Source organism: Enterocloster aldenensis, from assembly GCF_003434055.1.
Taxonomy (GTDB): Bacteria; Bacillota; Clostridia; order Lachnospirales; family Lachnospiraceae; genus Enterocloster; species Enterocloster aldenensis.
Genome location: NZ_QVEX01000027.1, coordinates 16,930 through 34,382 on the forward strand (window position 1 = coordinate 16,930; position 17,453 = coordinate 34,382).

16 protein-coding genes and 3 tRNA genes are annotated in these 17,453 nt (G+C 48.9%); all 19 read right to left on the reverse strand.

The window, feature by feature from the left end; all coding sequences use genetic code 11:
• Positions 1–6: 6 nt before the first annotated feature.
• Positions 7–801, reverse strand: coding sequence for an anaerobic sulfite reductase subunit AsrB (asrB, locus tag DWX59_RS27055; RefSeq protein ID WP_117563259.1), 795 nt, complete (start codon positions 799–801; stop codon positions 7–9).
• The gene (gene asrA / locus DWX59_RS27060) at positions 801–1,928 is read right to left on the reverse strand and encodes an anaerobic sulfite reductase subunit AsrA (RefSeq protein WP_227117085.1); all 1,128 of its coding nucleotides are present in this window, start codon (positions 1,926–1,928) and stop codon (positions 801–803) included. The genes asrB and asrA overlap by 1 nt, the downstream gene beginning before the upstream one ends.
• Before the next feature lie 72 nt (positions 1,929–2,000).
• Complete coding sequence (locus DWX59_RS27065) at positions 2,001–2,762, reverse strand: Crp/Fnr family transcriptional regulator (RefSeq protein ID WP_227117241.1); 762 nt, start codon at positions 2,760–2,762, stop codon at positions 2,001–2,003.
• A gap of 34 nt (positions 2,763–2,796) precedes the next feature.
• A tRNA-Gln gene (locus DWX59_RS27070) sits at positions 2,797–2,868 on the reverse strand.
• A 186-nt stretch (positions 2,869–3,054) separates the two neighbouring features.
• Positions 3,055–4,758: a methyl-accepting chemotaxis protein gene (locus DWX59_RS27075; RefSeq protein ID WP_117563260.1), complete on the reverse strand. Its 1,704-nt coding sequence runs from the start codon at positions 4,756–4,758 to the stop codon at positions 3,055–3,057.
• Positions 4,759–4,940: 182 nt separating this feature from the next.
• Positions 4,941–5,012 (reverse strand) — tRNA-Gln (locus DWX59_RS27080).
• Between the two features lie 131 nt (positions 5,013–5,143).
• Entirely contained in the window at positions 5,144–6,322 is a 1,179-nt protein-coding gene (locus tag DWX59_RS27085) for a hypothetical protein (RefSeq protein WP_147325877.1), read from the reverse strand.
• 16 nt (positions 6,323–6,338) lie between these two features.
• Positions 6,339–7,385, reverse strand: coding sequence for a Gfo/Idh/MocA family protein (locus DWX59_RS27090; RefSeq protein WP_117563262.1), 1,047 nt, complete (start codon positions 7,383–7,385; stop codon positions 6,339–6,341).
• The gene (locus DWX59_RS27095) at positions 7,375–8,439 is read right to left on the reverse strand and encodes a uroporphyrinogen decarboxylase family protein (protein WP_235845203.1); all 1,065 of its coding nucleotides are present in this window, start codon (positions 8,437–8,439) and stop codon (positions 7,375–7,377) included. The genes DWX59_RS27090 and DWX59_RS27095 overlap by 11 nt, the downstream gene beginning before the upstream one ends.
• A 107-nt stretch (positions 8,440–8,546) precedes the next feature.
• The gene (locus DWX59_RS27100; protein WP_117563264.1) at positions 8,547–9,539 is read right to left on the reverse strand and encodes a LacI family DNA-binding transcriptional regulator; all 993 of its coding nucleotides are present in this window, start codon (positions 9,537–9,539) and stop codon (positions 8,547–8,549) included.
• A gap of 107 nt (positions 9,540–9,646) precedes the next feature.
• Positions 9,647–10,675, reverse strand: coding sequence for a Gfo/Idh/MocA family protein (locus tag DWX59_RS27105; RefSeq protein WP_117563265.1), 1,029 nt, complete (start codon positions 10,673–10,675; stop codon positions 9,647–9,649).
• 269 nt (positions 10,676–10,944) lie between these two features.
• The gene (locus DWX59_RS27110) at positions 10,945–11,619 is read right to left on the reverse strand and encodes a YczE/YyaS/YitT family protein (protein ID WP_117563266.1); all 675 of its coding nucleotides are present in this window, start codon (positions 11,617–11,619) and stop codon (positions 10,945–10,947) included.
• Between the two features lie 153 nt (positions 11,620–11,772).
• A complete protein-coding gene (locus DWX59_RS27115; protein ID WP_117563267.1) occupies positions 11,773–12,804 on the reverse strand; it encodes a lysylphosphatidylglycerol synthase transmembrane domain-containing protein in 1,032 nt (343 codons plus the stop codon).
• A gap of 152 nt (positions 12,805–12,956) precedes the next feature.
• Positions 12,957–13,028, reverse strand: a tRNA-Gln gene (locus DWX59_RS27120).
• A gap of 151 nt (positions 13,029–13,179) precedes the next feature.
• Entirely contained in the window at positions 13,180–13,713 is a 534-nt protein-coding gene (locus DWX59_RS27125) for an RNA polymerase sigma factor (protein ID WP_117563268.1), read from the reverse strand.
• Between the two features lie 26 nt (positions 13,714–13,739).
• The gene (locus tag DWX59_RS27130; protein ID WP_117563269.1) at positions 13,740–14,924 is read right to left on the reverse strand and encodes a cation diffusion facilitator family transporter; all 1,185 of its coding nucleotides are present in this window, start codon (positions 14,922–14,924) and stop codon (positions 13,740–13,742) included.
• Positions 14,921–15,670 carry a tRNA pseudouridine(38-40) synthase TruA gene (gene truA / locus DWX59_RS27135; protein WP_117563270.1) on the reverse strand — a complete coding sequence of 250 codons (750 nt, stop codon included), beginning with the start codon at positions 15,668–15,670 and terminating at the stop codon, positions 14,921–14,923. Before truA ends, DWX59_RS27130 begins: the two co-directional genes overlap by 4 nt.
• Complete coding sequence (locus DWX59_RS27140) at positions 15,667–16,194, reverse strand: VanZ family protein (protein WP_117563271.1); 528 nt, start codon at positions 16,192–16,194, stop codon at positions 15,667–15,669. The genes truA and DWX59_RS27140 overlap by 4 nt, the downstream gene beginning before the upstream one ends.
• A 68-nt stretch (positions 16,195–16,262) precedes the next feature.
• A complete protein-coding gene (locus tag DWX59_RS27145; RefSeq protein WP_117563272.1) occupies positions 16,263–17,429 on the reverse strand; it encodes an aminotransferase class I/II-fold pyridoxal phosphate-dependent enzyme in 1,167 nt (388 codons plus the stop codon).
• Between the last annotated feature and the right edge of the window lie 24 nt (positions 17,430–17,453).

Below are 17,453 nucleotides of genomic sequence, written 5' to 3' on the forward strand. Positions count from 1 at the left end.
CGCCTCCTAATCCAACAGATTCTTTCCCACCGTATAGGGGAATACCGGTCCGTCCACGCAGACGTATTTATCCCCGATGCGGCAGTGTCCGCATTTGCCGATCCCACAGCACATCTTCCGCTCATAGCTCACCCAGATATTCTCCTCCAGGAAGCCGCGCTCCAAAAGCCCTTTGACAGAGAAACGCATCATGGCCGGCGGTCCCACCACAATTGCCTTTGCGGATGAGGCATCCTTAAGGTCCAGGTCAGGTATGTACTTTGTCACGAGTCCCACCCGTCCTTCATAGCCATCCTCCGCCCCGTCCACGGTAAGGAACAGGTCCATGGTCTTTTCCCATTCTTTAAAGTCCGCCTGAAACAGGATATCACCGGGACTTTTAAAACCAGCAATCATCGTCATGCCCCTTCGCTCCCCGGGATGATGGGAAAAATACTCCGCCACCCCGCGCACCGGCGACACCCCGGTGCCTCCGGCAATGATTACAAGTTCGCTGTCCTTATAATCATCCACATCAAAGCCATTTCCGTAAGGTCCGCGCATGAACAGGGAATCCCCTTCATATCGTTCAAATACCTCTCCGGTCACCCGGCCCACCCGCCGAATGGTCAGGTCCACGTAGTCCGGCCCAATCCCGCTGACCGAGATAGGTGCCTCGCCGTACTTTGGAATGGACACCTGGAAAAACTGTCCCGGCTTCACTTTCCCGAAATACTCCATGGAAAAGGTGTACTCAATCTCCGTATGTTTTTTTACATTTACTATCTTTGACAAAAATGGTGCATACTCCTGTCCCTTCATCAGCGCACCTCCTTTTTGGTATTCCCGGCGCCGGCACATACGCCCTCCCGGACCCTATTCCCTTGGTTCCTGCGCGCCTGGTCCCCGCACGCCTGATTCCCGCCCTCCGGATCTGCGTTTCCCATATCCACCAAACGGTTCACGCAGGCTGAAAATGAGATATATTCCGGACAGATGTCGTCACACCGGCCGCAGCCCACGCACATCTGGTATCCGAACTGTTTCTTAAAATCAGATATCTTGTGCAGGACCTTAAAGCGCATGCGCTCTCCTTTGGAATCCCGGTAACAGCCTCCTCCCGCCACATCCGTATAGCCATCCACCATGCAGGAAGCATGTACCCTGCGCCGCTCTCCCGCCCTTTCGTTGTCCTGGTAGAATATATCCTGCATGGTAAAGCAGGTGCAGGTAGGACAGGCAAAATTACACCGGCCGCAGCCAATACAGCGGCTGTCGTAATCCTTCCACAACCCGGCCTTTACATGCTCAGGCCCGCATTCCTCCGGTATCCTTACCTTCACATGGTTTTCACTGACAAAATCAGGCCCTGCCTCAGTCCTATCCGCGCCCAGTCCGTCCAGCAGCCCCTCCAGTCCATCCATGGTGCCTGTGATTTCTGCCCGGACCTGTCCGTCAACCTTCTTTATATTCATGGCAGCATCATATTCCTCTGTCTGGTTGGTTCCCATGGACACACAGAATCCGTTGTCACAGGATTTGCTGCAGCCTAAAAGCACAAGGCGCAGCCCCTTCCTCAGCCGTGCATAATAGCTGTCCCCAAAATGATTTTCCAGATAAACCGCATCCAGCCTTTTAAGGGCGTGGATATCGCAGCTTCTCATGAACAGGAGCGCCGGTTTCTTCCTCTCCGGCTCAGCCTCCTTTACCTCCCCTTCCGTAAAATAAAAAAGGATCTGGGTAATAGGCAGGATTGCCTCCTTAAATGAATACGCGGACTTCGTTTCCCATTCCAGTTCCTCAAACCGTTTCAGCCGCCCATATCTTACCACATCCGTATCCGAATACATTCCTTCCCCGGCCATGCACTTCGGTCCATAAACCACATAATCCCGGTTCCACATCTCAAACAACTGATGCAGCCCATCTTCCCGCAGACAGTAACCCATGCAGCACATACTCCTTTTCCTTGTTAATAATTTAACTATAACAGATAAAAACAAAAAATGCCGTGATTTATATCACGGCTGTTTAAAATAATCACTTAATTTTTCTAAATCAGGTACCCAGAAATGGTTCTTTTCCACATATATAAGGCCCAGATCCCCCAATTTCTTGGCCTGTCTGGATACGGTCTCCCGCTGGGAGCCAAGCATCTCCGACAGATAGGTGATGCTGAGCTGCATCTGGATCAGCACCCCATTATCCGTCGTGACACCGTAGTCCCTGGCCAGCTTGTATAGCTTTGCAGCCAGCCGTTTCTCACCTTTCATGGCATTGGTGGTATTCTTCATCTGTCTGTAAAGCCTGCGTACCCGAAGGGCCATGGCGTCAAAGGCAGCCCTGGTCAACCCAGGATCCCGCTCCATCACGTGCCAGAACCGCTCCTTGGAAAGCACCAGCACCTGGGCGCTTTCCCGGATTTCACAATTAATGGAGACAGGCAGGTCCTGGAACATGATCTCATTGAGCATTTTTCCAGGCCCGTATATGAACACCACTTTCTTTTCCCCCAGGGTGTTCAGCTTATAGAGGGAGGCAAGCCCTTCTAATATAATATAGAAACAGGACAGCCCCTCACTGTCATAAAACACATGCTGTCCCTTCTCATACCGTTTGATACAGGCAAAGGACATTATCTCTGCCCTGCTGGACGGACTGGCATCCCTTAATATATCTGAAATCCCAAACGCTTCCCCAACCGTCATCCCGCAGTCCCCCATGCCTTTTCCCATGACCTTTTGCCCATGTCCCGTTCTGTAAAAAAAAGTCTTTAAACACAAGGAACCCCTCCTCATATTTAAAGACTTGCTTTAGCTGGGCTACAAGGATTCGAACCTTGAACTGACGGAGTCAGAGTCCGTTGCCTTACCGTTTGGCGATAGCCCATTAATACAACGTTTTGAATTATACAATATTTTAGCAATTTAGGCAAGCCCTTTTTTGACTTTTTACATTTTTTTCGCCCAATCCCCGCCCAATGTTTCGGACCTTCTCACATATCCTCCAAAACGCTGCAAACCAGCGCCCGGGAATCCTCTCCTCGCAGACGCTGGTATTCTCTTACCGCATACCTTAATCAAAATTTCTCAATTCTGGAATTGCAGCCTTTTTTAACCGAAATTGTCCCACAAGTTCTTTAAGCTTCCTGGCCTGATCCGATAGTTCCTCGCTGGACGCTGCGCTTTCCTCCGCGGTGGCGGACGTTGTCTGGACCACGCTGGAAATTTGGTCAATGCCAATCGTAACTTGGGAAAGAGAACTTGCCTGTTCCCCTGAGGACGCCGATATATCTTCAATGGCCTGTGTAATTCCCTGCACGCCTTCCACCACATTTTTTAAGGATTGGGCTGTTTCATCTGCGATAACGGCCCCGTTCTCCACAGCCTTCAGGGATTCCTTAATCATTTCCGCGGTATTGTTGGACGCCTCTGCTGATTTGCCTGCCAGGTTTCGCACCTCGTCAGCCACCACGGCAAACCCTTTCCCGGCTTCCCCTGCCCTGGCCGCCTCGACAGCCGCATTTAAAGCCAGGATATTGGTCTGAAACGCGATATCCTCAATGGTTTTTATGATTTTTCCAATCTCTTTCGAGCGGTCGCTGATATTGGAAATAGCCTCCAGCATTTCCGCCATTCTTTTGCCGCTTTCCACGGCATAATCTTTCACTTCTTCCGCTGTCCGGGTTGCATTTGAAGCACTGTCTGCATTCTGTGCCACATGACTGGTCAACTCGTTAATGGTCGCGGCAAGCTCCTCAACCGAGGACGCCTGTTCCGTTGCCCCCTGAGACAACATCTGGGCTCCTGCGGCCACCTGGTCCGAACCTCCGGCCACCTGGTCCGCAGATTCATTAATCCGCAAAAGCGCCATACTCAAATGATCCGAAATTGCCTCCATCGATTCTCGGATCATCTCAAATTCCCCACGATAATCCGCATGGATCTCCACGCAAAAATCATTGCCGCCCATGCGTTCCAGATTTGTCTTTACATCCATGATCACATCCTTCAGACTCGCCTGCATCTGCCGGAAAGAATCAGCCAGTTCCCCAAACTCATCCCTGGAAACATAAGGAATTTCCTCCTCCAGATTTCCCTGTTCAATTTTCTCCGCAGATTCTAACAGAACATAAATAGGGGAAATAATCCGTTTTCTCAGGATGCCGAGCATCAGGATTGTTAACATAAAGGCAGCCCCAAAAATAAAACACAGCACCATCCTGCTGGCGGAGGCACTTTCCATCGCAGTATTCTTAAACTTCAGGGCATTGTCTGCAGCCGTTGCAATAATGGCATCCAAACCATTGATGGCATCCTGCTCAAGCTTTGTATACTGCTCCACCTGTTCCCCGGATGGAATCTGCCCGGAATTGACTATCTCCAGAATCTGCTGCCCGGATGAGGACCAGGCGTCGACCATAGCCAGGATATTCTTCATATTATCGCTCATAGGAGCGGTTTTATCTACCTTATTTCCTTCGATGTCCCTGATTACCTGCTCCACAGCCATCAGGTTAGCGGTAAGATCCGCTGAAGGCGGGATATTGTAAAGGATCATCTCCCTCAACCCGTTTCCGGTCTGGGAAATCCTGGACTTTGCCTCCCACATTCCAACCAGATTTGTGTGGGGCCGTTCATAGAGTACCTCCGTATTGCCGGATATATTATGGATGTAAGTAATGGAAGTCAGGCCCAACAAAAGCAGGATAACTAAAAGAATCCCGAAAGACATGCTCAGTAATTGTTTGATTTTCAAGGTAGAAATCCTTTTTTTCATGATAAAATCCCTCGTCAACTTCATGTTTTTCATAACTTATCGTTCTAGTGAATATATCGACTGATTCAAATTAATGATAAGGGAAAAAATGTCACATCTTTCAAAAAATAGCGCTGCTGGGCTGCGACAAAAAAAGCTGATAAACAAGAGAGTTCCCTCTCAGTTTATCAGCTTTCACTTACCTGGGCTACAAGGATTCGAACCTTGAAATGACGGAGTCAGAGTCCGTTGCCTTACCATTTGGCGATAGCCCATTATTCAATTTTAAATCCCACAGTGTTGGCAATCACGGTACCGATTAACAGCTGCGGGATTAATTATACCCATATTGTGGCAAATAGTCAAGCACTTTTTTATCCAATTATTTTGTTTCAGCTATTTTATATCAACCGGAAGTCCCATTCCTCTCAGCAAGGTTCAGCCTGTGAATACGGAAAATGGAAATAATCAGCGGAATAAAAATAGAAAATGCACCGATTGCCCCAGTAGAGGTCAGGAGAATCTGTACGATTTTCATCAATCCCATAAGGGATACAAAATAGCACACTATCATAAATGCAAGTGCAATAACAAAAACCTTAAGCTTCCGGTCAATCCCTGAGTTTTTCCAAAGCTTGATAAAACGTGCCGCTATACTGAATGCAAAGGTGGGCCCGGTAGTAATTACCGCAATAAAAATAACAACCCAGTAAATAATGGTAAGCGTGCTTCCCAGATAATTCTGACAGATGTTCAGAATCGGGGTGGAGTTAAGCTGCTCCGGCAGGAACGGAAGCACGATACAGGATGTTGCAAAAAACAGGACGCTGACAAAAATTGCAATCATGATACCGGAACCGACCGCATCTTTCTGGTCCCGGATTTTTTCTGAATAACTGCTAAGGGTGGCCCCCCATGAGCCAACATTAAAACAATAAGAAATAAGCATGGTATACCCCGTGGCAAGAGAGGCTCCGCTCCAGTCCACCCCTGTCCTAAAATTTCCCAGCAGGCCAACAAGAACATCTCCCCGTATTGCACACACAGCAGCCAGGACCGCCAGAAGGCTGCCTGTCAGAGCCAGGGTCATCACGGTGTTGAATTTGCGCAGGAATGCACTGCCGTAAACACTAAGGATGGCAAATACAAAAGCTGCAATGAGTGAACCTGCCTGTACAGGCATTCCAGTGGTTGAATTGGCAAGAGCGCCGAAAAGGGCCATTGCTCCAGCACAGGCGGCAATACCTGATAATATGGTATAAAAATCAAAAAACAGTGTGACAATCTTCCTAAGTCCAGGGTTGGAACCATCCCTATGAAGACCATATAGGGCAAGATAAAATCCATTGTAATCCGTTACTTTATAAGCCCTGATTACATTGATACCCAGGATGCAGCAGACAGCCATGATGGTCATGAAAATCAGAATGAAAATTAGCATATGGCCGCCGCCATATCTGGCAAAATAGCTGGTGGCATAAGCGCCGGAAGCCATCGCGCCTCCGCAAAAGGCCCCAAAAACCAAGGCTGCAAGTCCAAACCAGACTGACAGACGCATTCTAATCGTATATTTTTCCTGTAACATAATATCCTTTATCCTTTCACCGTGCATATTGCCGCAGTAACTCACTACAATCCACTACCATTCCCTGCTTTGCAGATTCAAGGCAGGCCATGACCATGGCAAAGCTTTTCACATTGTCCTCAAGGGAGGTTTCCGGAACATCCCCCTGTTCAAGACTGTCCAGAAACATATGGAAGCCGTATTCCATTTCAGTATACTTCATTTCTGGCTGCAGGATTTCCTCTCCCTGCTGTCTGCCGGTATTAAGTACGACCACCTCTGCCCTTTCATGTTTATAAAAATACACTGCTCCATCTGCATCCAGCGTCAGGCAGCCCTTGTCACCTGTAATAGTAAAATTCCCGTCCCAGGAGGTTTCCTTTCCTCTGGCCGCCCAGCTTCCGCTATATGTAACCGTAACACCATTGGTCATCTGAAAGACTGCATATGTATCAGGCTTTCCTTCATATAGGGACCAGGACGGTCTGGAAACGCGGCAATACGCTTCCTTACAATCAGCGCCCGTAAAAAACCGTATCAGGTCAAAATGATGGATGGACACATCCTGCAAAAGAGGCATTTCTAATCCCGCCCTGTATCCCTGCAGGTCCTCCTGCTGGCGGAATTCCAAAAGTATGGATTCCATCCTGCCAATCATACCATGGTCAATGGCTCGTTTAATGGCCTGGTTATGGGGTCTCCATCGGTAATTCTGTGAGGTCATGAATCTTCGGGCAGGATATTGGGCTTTCAGGCGCAGTAACTCCATGGCCTCCTCCATATCCATTGCCAGCGGCTTCTCTGTAATCAGATTCATGCCTTTTTCCAGTGCCAGCCTATCGGCCTCAAAGTGCAGCACGCCCGGAAGCACTACCACGGCAATATCTGCATCTGTCTGTACAATGGATTTCCTGAAGTCAGTAAACGTGATTACAGGATTAATTCCATAATCTGCACATATTTCCTGCATTTCGTCCTCACTGCCTGCTGCGCCTGCCAGATGGCATTGTTCAGATTTTAAAATCAGTTCCAGCCACCGCCGGCCCCAGAATCCCATTCCAAGGAGTAATATCTTATGCTTCATTCCAGCCTTCCTCCCCGATTTCCTCCATCACTTCCCTCCAAAGAGGGAATCTGGGAAGGGAACCTTCAGACCAGCCGCATCCGCCGGAGATTACTGTTTTTACACCGCCTGCCTTTAAGGCTTCTATCACCTTCATTTTAATATGGCCCTTTATCTCATCCCTGTCATTCCCTGCAAAATCAGAGCTTGGTTTATATCTGCCCTCAAGTTCTTTATAACCATGTCCATTGGCATGATCCAGCCCACCTACAAGGACCCGGTCTGTTTTCTGGCGCATTTCTCCAATGGTTAGCTGGCCTTGCTCCTGATCCGCCCAGTTAAATGCATCTACCGGATAATCCAAAAACCATTGGCTGGTGCTGGCATCCCCATGGCAGATATGGGCCATGTTAAACCATGTCCTGTCTTTTATTGCATTAATATTGCTCACATCATATTTCCTTGCACACTCATCAAACATATCCCTGCCCATCAGTTTAGCCATACCACACTGATACCCCAGGAAAAATCCAGCGGCACCCGCATCAACAAACGCCTCCATTAGCCGCTCATTGGTCTCGGAAATCACTTCAAGGGCTGCCCTGGCATAGCTGCCGGAGTATTCAAAATGCGAAAGGATTACTTCCGGGTGGAAGAACCCTCCCGTCATCTCCCCCATCCATATGAATGGACTGAAAACAGTGGCCAGCACAGGCACATCTCCCTGATAATAATCATTCACCCGTTTACAAACCTCGATTTCCCTAGCCAAGGCACCCGTTTTCAGGTCCGGCACCTTTAGTTTCGCCCACTGGTGCGGATCATTGATTGCGCTTGCCTGTACGTTCATCCAGGTATCGTCATAAATATGGGCCGCCGGTCTTAACATCTGCCCGAAATCTTCGGTAAAATACATGCCATTAGGCATCAGTTTTATAAAATCAAATTGATATGTATTCTGATATGCTATGGTTGCCTCGGTAAAATCCTTTGCATTTCTGTCTACCAGATTCATATGGGGCCCCCAGGCCACAAACGCCGGTCTGTCTGTCTTTCTTCCTTCTTTTACTGCCATCAAACGTTCTTTATGCGTCATCTCTTAAGTTTCCTCTCTTATATGGTTTCCCTGATATCCACATGCGGAACATGTCTGGCAATACAAAATCCAGCATCTTTTATGCTTTACGCATGTCCGATTGATGCTCCTGCTTTAAATGTGGTTTTCAGGTAATGGTCCTCACAGGGCCTGTTATTCAGGATATCACACAGCATTTCTGCCGCAAGTTTTCCCATCTCTGCTTTAGGGACATTGATAGTAGCCAATACTGGTTCAACATAGGAAGCAAATGGAATATCATCACAGCCCGCCACGGAAATATCTTCCGGAACACGTATCCCCCTCTGCCGCAAAGCCTTCATTGCCCCGATAGCCACCAGGTCGTTAACAGCGAAGACCGCATCTACATCCGTGCCCCTTTCTAAAAGCTGATTCATTGCCTGGAATCCTGTATCCAGGTCAGCGATATAAGGCATCTCGCCATCAATCAGAAGTTCCGGCAGTACCTGCAGGTCATTGGCTTTCATGGCCTGGCAGAAATTAGCATACTTTTCATGAGATGTCTCTTTTAGAGAATATCCGCTCAGAAAAGCAATCCGCTTATGACCAGTCCCTGCCAGAAACCGGACCATCTCCCCAATGGAATCCTCATAGTCAATCTTCAGCACCCTGCCAAACTCCGGGCAGCCTGAGACCACACGGATACCGCTTGCACAAGCCCGGCGGATAGCCGGTTCCATGCTGTCAATGTATGTTGCCAGGAATAATCCATCCACATTCCTTGCTATCAGGTCAAAAATGGCATCTTCATTAAAGTTAAAGATATTAATATCTATGGCTGATACAATATATCCCCGTTTTCGGGCTTCCTCCTGCATGGCTTCCGCCACTTCCGCATAACGTGGATTCTTTAAGTTATTTACTACCAGCGCCAAATGGCCGCTTCTGTTCGTAGCCAGACACCTGGCTGCCTGGTTTAGATAATAGCCCTTTTCTTCAATTGCTTTCCTTACCCGTGCGGCAAGTTCCGGGCTCACATACTTTGTTCCATTTATTACATGGGATACTGTAGCCTCAGATACACCCGCTGCTGCTGCAACTTCCTTTCGCTTTGACATCCTCGTTCTTTCCCTTCCATTTATTCTGGTGTTATTATATTACCAGTTTCAGAAAAAGGGAAGGATAATCCTATTTCCTTCAGGGTTATGTGATTTCACATATCCAATTATAAATTGACAAAACCACCTGTCCTGGCAGACTCCTCTATTGCAGATACCACACGCATTGCCTCATAAGACTCCTTTGCAGGCACAGGTGATGGACCATGGTCCTGTATTGCTTTTACAAAAGTACTGACCACTTGTGAAGACGGATTCTCCTGGCTTATATACCGTACCTTCTCGCCGGAATCCATGATTACCTCCAGTGCGCAGTCCTGACTGTACTGAACACGGAGCACCCCTTTCTGGCAATAGTAAACTGTCCCGTTTTCCATTGGTCCGTAATTAGAATAAGACAGGTTCAGGGTACCCATGACACCCGATCTGCTCTCCAGGACACAGACTGCATTATCATATACATCCACAAGCCTTCCCTCTGCATCACACTTGTCCCTGGTACCAGCGATGGCCCCAACCCTTATAAAAGGTTCTCCCAAAAGATAACCAAGTACATCACACTTATGAATCCCCAAATCAGTGATACACCCAAAACCTGAATTCCGTTTATTCAAGTACCAGGTGGATGTGGACCGGTTGATGCTGAAACGCTCCGGTCCGTCATGTGCCAGTGTACACCTAAAGGCAATGACTTTTCCCAATTGACCGCCCATTAAAATCTCCTTTGCCTTTCTATGGGCCAAGGTAAAACGCTGGTTATGGGCTGCCATGTAAAATGCCTTACTCTCCTGCTCAGCCTCCAGCACTTGACCGGCTTCCTTAAGGCTCATGCACATGGGCTTTTCACATAAAACATACTTGTCCCTCTTAAGAGCTTCCATGGAAATCCTTCCATGGCTGTCATTGGAAGTACAGATTACAACCCCGTCAATGGTTTCATCATCCAGCATTTCTTCATATTGGTCATAGACCTTACCCCCATACCGATTGGCCAGGGACCTGGCGTGTTCCGGCACATAATCGTAAAAACCTGCAAGTTCTGCATCCTTGCTTTCCGCAAGTTCTGGTACATGACGGATTTTTGCAATCTGCCCACAACCTATGATGCCAATCCTCGGACACCTATTCTGTTCCAATTTCCCTTCCTCCTTCTCCTATCTTTTTATAGTTACGCGCGTAACTAATGGTTAAAAAAATATATGTATATGATAAATGCATGCGGGTTACGCGTGTAACTAAAACTCATTTTATCATGTTCCACTAATTTGTCAAGCATTTTTCTTTTATTTCTCAATTATTAATATTTTTTTATACAATACCATATTTAATAATGCAGTACTGGGTAAACCCACATAAAAACATCCATTTGCCTTTCACCCTGCAGATGGATATTTTCCTGCGCCCCTTATGAACAGGCATCTCCTGCCTCTGTGTATGACGGTATCCAGCCCCCCAGGGCCGCTGAAACCTTCTCAATAAAGAAATGGGAAATGCTCCCCACAATCAGGGCAGCCATCACGGTCCCCTCCCGTATGCCCAGCACATGTCCTGTCACCGCAACAGAAACCACCACCGCACTGGCCACAATGCTCATATCAAACCCGGTCTTCACACGGCCGAACCGCCATCCGGTAAGTCCTGCAATCACACGGACCAGCCCTTCACCAGGAAGGATCAGGACATTGGGGATGACCTCAAATGCAATCCCCAGCCCCAGGAATACACATCCCAGCAGCAGCATCAGCACCTGTCCCACATAACCTCCTGTCTGCCAATAACTGAGGATGCAGAGCCAGCCGTCAATGCAGACGGAAAATAAAAGTGCCGCCGGAAGCTGGAGCAGCTGGATTTTCTGAAACGCTTTCCCCAGCAGGATTACCTGGATGATGAACATGACCGAATTGACCATCATGGTAAAGGTTCCCAGGGTATGGGGAAAAATAAAGGTCAACACAAAAGCAAGGCTGGTAATCGGTGACGTTCCCAGCCCTGCTTTTGTTATCAGGCTTATTCCCAATGCACTGAATATGACTCCTGCAATGAACATTCCATAACGCTTAAACATATCTGAATTTTTCACGTGCTGACACCTCTATTTTTTTTAGTATACCTAAAATATTTTATATATTTAATCATAGCACGTTCTATTATCCGCTACAATGGGCATACTGACCAACTTGAGGATGAAAATTCAGCAATGTGCACAATCATTTTTAGAGTATCTAAAAAATTTTTAGGTCCCTTTCTGCCGCCTGTCAATCAGGATATGGGCCCCCAATGTCACGGCAGCGCTGAATAACAGCTGTACATAATAGGCAATCCCCCTGGAAAGCACCATGGCCGGAAGCAGCAGGTCCCCGTAAAAAATAGGGTCAAATATGGTCAGGAACAAATGCTCGCTGATTCCCATGCCGCCCGGGAGGGGAAGCATATCTGCCGATATGGATATGGTTGCCTGCAAAAGGATAAGGGTGGCTGCATGGGTTCCTTTTAGCCCAAATGCCTTATAGACAAAATATGTAACAGAAAACAGGGCTATCCTCTGGCAGAAAGTAAGGAGCGTCACCCGCACCAATACGTCCTTGTGCCGGCGCAGGTAGGATGCTGTTTCATTGTAATGGTCCATGGTCAGGTTAAGCCGCTCTGTCCTGGACGGTTTATCCTTCAGTATATGCAGTCCCACCAGGAATCCCAGCAGCTTCATGACAATGTTCTTTGCCAGGGAAGTGTGGAATGCCAGGATCAGCATGGCCAGACAGAACACCACGTTCAGTGTAAGGCCCAGATAGAACACCGGCATGACCTCATACAGGTAACGGTCCAGCAGCCCTCTTCCAAATACAGCCAGAAGACATCCCACAATGACCAGCACGGACTTGTACGTAATGGTCACAACCATCAGCACCACGGTTGCCACGGGCACCGGTATCATATTCTTCCTCATATAATAGACCTGGGCCGGCTGCCCTCCCCCTGCCGAGGGCGTGATACAGCTAAAGAAAAAGCCAATGGCCGAATACATGAAGCAGGTCCGCCGCTTTGCCTTTACCTGCAGCGTTCCAAAAAGATAATGGAGGATGGCCGACTCAGCCCATATGAAGAATACCACACAGGCCACGCCCAGGATCAGGAACACCGGCGATGCCTCGGTCATGGTATCCGCTATATCGCTTAAGTCTTCCCCCCCAAACACGCTGTATATGGTCAGAAAGAATACAACCAGCAAAAATACGGCATTTAATATATTTTTCTTTTTACTAGACATTTAAACCCCTTTTTCCAGATAGCCGGCTCTCTGGCTAAACATCGCTTACAGGATAGGATACCATAAACCAAGTAATCCCGCAACCCGATATGCCCGCGGCACATCACAAAAAACCGGAAATCCATAAACTGGATTCCCGGCTTACTTAACAACTGGGCTACAAGGATTCGAACCTTGAAATGACGGAGTCAGAGTCCGTTGCCTTACCATTTGGCGATAGCCCAATAACACAACGAAAGTTATTATATATCATAGTTCAATTTTCGTCAAGTACCTTTTTGAATATTTTTCCAAGCAGTACCTTTTTGAATATCTTTCCAGGCAACATTTTTCCAAAGACCCTTCCGGTTCCTGGCATATGCTCCGGACAGCCCTTCAGGCGCCTGGGTATTTCAGGATATTCTGAAGCTTTTTCATGGAGCGGTTGTATTTGGACAGGACTGTGGCCAAAGGCATTTCCAGGGTCTGCGCCACCTCCCTGTGCTTCATCCCGGCCGCGGTATGGAGAAGCACGATCTGACGCTCCTCCTCGCTGATTTTTCCAAGGGCATCAAGGAGCACCTTCCTGTCCGCAGCCTGTTCCAGGGATTCACAGTACGCTCCCTCTTCCTTTTCTTCCAGCTCATCAAAGGCCACATTGCTTACCATTTTCTGTTCCCTGAACCTCATATAGCAGAGATTCCTGGCAATGGTAAAAACCCAGGCCAGGGGTTTTCCCAAAGGGACATAGGATTTGGCCTTGGTCCATACGCAAAGATATGTTTCCTGCATCAGGTCCTCTGCCTCATAAGGGCTTTTTGTCAGTGACAGGATAAAGCTGTACACCGGGCGGGCCGTTTCCTGGTAAAACTGGCGGAAGGCTTCCCTGTCGCCCTCTGCCATTGCCTGTATCATCTCTTCCTGTGACATCTGCCCTTCCCCCTTTGGGGATTAGCCTACTCTTTATTTCCCGACATGAAACTGTTCTCCACGGTAATGACGCACTCGCAACGCCCGTCCCGCTTTTTAACCTCATCGCTAATCCTTGCTTTCAGTTTACCCTGCACAGACTGTTTATATTCCCAGGGAACTACTAAATCAAAAATCAGGTTAATCCGGGCCTGTCCGTCCACCATCCTGAAATCATGGAATTCCAGGCGGCTGTCAATATTTTCCAGGACATCGGCCACCATATCTTTGAATTTTACAACCAGTTCATTGTGCGTCTCCACCGGATCCATATGGATTACAAGAAGGAGGCGGAACCGCCGCAGCGCCTCCCGTTCAATGCGGTCAATGATCTCATGGCTGAACTCCACGTCACAGTCATTGGGGACCTCTGCATGGATGGAGGCCATGCTTCTGGTTGGCCCATAATTATGTACAATCAGATCATGGGTTCCCACAATACCGTCAAAGCCCTCCACAAAATTACTGATTTCCTCATAAAACTCCGGGTCAATCCCCTCTCCTATCAGGGGCGCCAGGGTATCTTTTGCAATATTCACGCCGGCAACCATGACCACCACGGACACGATGATTCCCACAATGCCATCCACATTCAGACCGGCCATGCCATAAACAGCAATGGAGAAAATCGTGGCCGACGTAGCTGCCACATCCCCCATTGCATCTGCCGAAGTTGCCATCATGACCTTGGAATTAATCCGTTTTCCAAGCTTCTTGTTAAACATGGACAGCCACAGCTTCACCCCCACGGAGAGCAGGAGGATGACAATGGAAATCCATCGGAAGGTCATATCCTCGGGATGGATGATCTTGCCCACCGATGACTTGAACAATGAAAAACCCACCTGTATGACCAGGAAGGCCACGATGAAGGCGGAAATATACTCAATCCTCCCATGTCCAAAGGGATGGTCGTCATCCGCTGGCTTTTCCGCCATCTTAACGCCGATAAAGCCGATAATGGAAGAGGCTGCATCGGACAGGTTATTAAATGCATCTGCCATGACAGAGATGCTGTTTACCAATATCCCAATCATCAGCTTGGCTGCAAACAGAAGAAGGTTGCAGAAAATCCCCACCCCGCTTGCAAGGGTGCCATACTCTGTCCTGACCTCGTCTTCCTCCACCTGTTCATGATTCTTAACAAAATGTTTTACCAGAAAATCAGTCATATCAATTCCCCATATTCTACCTTTTCAAGAAACAGCCCCTCAGGCGGGGCCGTAAACCCGGCCGCCTGCCGGTCCAGCGCCTTAAGGACAGACCTCATGTCCTCCGGCCTGCGCCTGCCCTGCCCCACTTCTATCAGTGTTCCGGCAAGGATACGCACCATCTGCTGCAAAAACCCGTTTCCCGTAAATGATATATGAAGCCTGGTGTGTTCCAGGCGTTCAAAGCATATGGACTCCAGGGTCCGTACCGTGGACTTTTTCATTTTTTTATTGCCGCTGAAACTCTTAAAATCCCAGGTGCCGGTCAGGAATGCCGCAGCCCTTTCCATGGAGTCCACATCCAGTTCCTGTCCCAGACCATAATAATAACTGCGCCTGAACACATCCTTTTTGGGTCCCATTTCAATCTGATACCGGTAGGTCTTGCTCACGGCGTTCAGCCGGCTGTGGAACCGCTCAGGCCCGGTTTGGATCCTCCACACAGCAATGTCCTCTGGAAGATACCGGTTCAGGTACTCCATTACCTCATCCGGAGTCCTCTTTCCCTTTAGCCGGAAATCAGCCACCTGGCCCTGGGCATGGACACCTGCGTCCGTCCTTCCGGAGCCCCGTACCTCCACCGGTTCCCCATCCAGCTTTTCCAGGATGCGTTCCAGTTTTCCCTGGATGGTCTTTTCCGTATTGCCCTGCTTCTGCCATCCGTCATAACGCGTCCCGTCATAGGACAGCCATATGATATAATTCATCTTAATTTTCCCCTATCTGTATTTCTCATAAAAGCCAGCGCGGTGGTCAATACCAGCCCGCACACCACTCCGCACAGATCCAGCCACACATCATCCACCTGCCCGGACCGACCATCCACAAACAGCTGAATGGTTTCGTCCACAAAAGGCACAAGAAAGGCCAGTTCTGCTGCCAGCCTGGGTTTCCTGATTCCTTTTGGCATCCATGTCCTGCAATTTAAGGCTAAAAGGATGCCCAGACCTGTATACTCTATAAAATGCGCTGTTTTCCTCACAATATGTTCGGTAAGCCATCCGCTGTCCAAATCCGCCATTTCACAAAAATCATGAAGCTTTATGAGCAGGAACCCGCTCTCCCTTGAGGATATATGGGCAGGCATAAGGGAATTACCGTAAATAAGGCAGATATATGCAATCAGCAGGATAAAGGCCGCCCGCTGTGCCGGGCCTGCCGCTGTCCTGCGTTCCGGCTGTCCCGCTGTCTTTCCCCGCCCACACTGGTCCGCTGTCTTCCTGTTCTTCATCCTGTCATTACCCCTTTTTTCTTCCGGCCGCGCCCACGCACCCGCCTAAGCTTATCTTGCGCCCACGCTTATTTAAGGATACCGCTTGCATCCACGGCACGGATGGCCTTATTCAGCATTTCCTCATCCTGCACAAGGGCAAGGCGCACATATCCCTCACCGGACGGGCCAAAGGCGCTGCCGGGAGTTACCATGACCCCGGCCTTTTCCACCAGCGCCATCACAAATTCCTCTGAGGATTTAAACTTCCCCGGAATCCCAGCCCACACAAACATGGTGGCCGCGGGCCGTTCCATCTTCCATCCGATTCCGGTAAATCCGTCGCACATGATATTGCGGCGCGTCTCATAGGCCTTCATCGTGGTATGTACGCAGGACTGGTCTCCTGTTATGGCTGCAATGGCAGCTGCCTGGATGGGAAGGAACATGCCGTAATCCATATTGGATTTCAGCAGCTTGATCCTGGAAACCACCGCTTCATTGCCCAGGCAGAACCCAATCCTGGCGCCTGCCAGGCCATATGTCTTGGACAGGGAATTAAATTCCACCCCAACCTCCTTTGCGCCTGGAAAACCCAGGAAACTGCCGCAGGTCCTTCCGTCAAACACAAGGTCGCTGTATGCATTGTCGTGAAGCACGATGATATCATGTCTGGACGCAAATGCAATCAATTCCTCATAAAATGAATCAGGCGCCATGGCAGTGGTGGGATTGTTCGGATATGAGACAACCATCAGCTTTGCCTTTTCCGCCACGTCCTCAGGTATCTCATCCAGACGGATCATATATCCGTTTTCCTTTTTCTGGGGCATATAATACAGATTGGCGCCCGCTATCTGGGGACCATCCCCGAACACAGGGTAACAGGGGTCAGGAACCAGCACCATATCCCCTTCATCCACCATGGTCAGCGCAATGTGCGCCAGCCCCTCCTGCGAGCCCAGCAGGGAACAGATTTCCCTGTCAGGGTCCAGTACAACCCCATAGCGTTTCCTGTACCAGCCGGAAACAGCATCCAGCAGCTCATTCCTGTCGCTGATGGCATACACATAATTCTTAGGGTCGGCGGCAGCCTTGCAGAGCGCCTCTGTGATATGGGACGCGGGCGGTATGTTTGGCGCTCCGATACTAAGGTCAATGACCTCCTCCCCCTGCTTAAGCTTCTGTTTCTTAATCTCAGCCAGCTTTGAGAAGATTCCCTCCCCAAAACGGTCCATCCTCTTTGCAAATTCCATTTCCGTCATCCTCCCTTATATATC

Bases quoted from the DNA above. Each gene is read 5' to 3' on its own strand.
- DWX59_RS27095 (WP_235845203.1), bottom strand. From the start codon at position 8,439: ATGGCAGTAAAAGAAGGAAGAAAGACAGACAGACCGGCGTTTGTGGCC.
- DWX59_RS27115 (WP_117563267.1), bottom strand. From the start codon at position 12,804: ATGTCTAGTAAAAAGAAAAATATATTAAATGCCGTATTTTTGCTGGTT.
- DWX59_RS27130 (WP_117563269.1), bottom strand. From the start codon at position 14,924: ATGACTGATTTTCTGGTAAAACATTTTGTTAAGAATCATGAACAGGTG.
- DWX59_RS27075 (WP_117563260.1), bottom strand. From the start codon at position 4,758: ATGAAAAAAAGGATTTCTACCTTGAAAATCAAACAATTACTGAGCATG.
- DWX59_RS27085 (WP_147325877.1), bottom strand. From the start codon at position 6,322: ATGTTACAGGAAAAATATACGATTAGAATGCGTCTGTCAGTCTGGTTT.
- DWX59_RS27125 (WP_117563268.1), bottom strand. From the start codon at position 13,713: ATGTCACAGGAAGAGATGATACAGGCAATGGCAGAGGGCGACAGGGAA.
- DWX59_RS27100 (WP_117563264.1), bottom strand. From the start codon at position 9,539: ATGTCAAAGCGAAAGGAAGTTGCAGCAGCAGCGGGTGTATCTGAGGCT.
- DWX59_RS27140 (WP_117563271.1), bottom strand. From the start codon at position 16,194: ATGAAGAACAGGAAGACAGCGGACCAGTGTGGGCGGGGAAAGACAGCG.
- asrB (WP_117563259.1), bottom strand. From the start codon at position 801: ATGAAGGGACAGGAGTATGCACCATTTTTGTCAAAGATAGTAAATGTA.
- truA (WP_117563270.1), bottom strand. From the start codon at position 15,670: ATGAATTATATCATATGGCTGTCCTATGACGGGACGCGTTATGACGGA.
- DWX59_RS27090 (WP_117563262.1), bottom strand. From the start codon at position 7,385: ATGAAGCATAAGATATTACTCCTTGGAATGGGATTCTGGGGCCGGCGG.
- asrA (WP_227117085.1), bottom strand. From the start codon at position 1,928: ATGGGTTACTGTCTGCGGGAAGATGGGCTGCATCAGTTGTTTGAGATG.
- DWX59_RS27145 (WP_117563272.1), bottom strand. From the start codon at position 17,429: ATGGAATTTGCAAAGAGGATGGACCGTTTTGGGGAGGGAATCTTCTCA.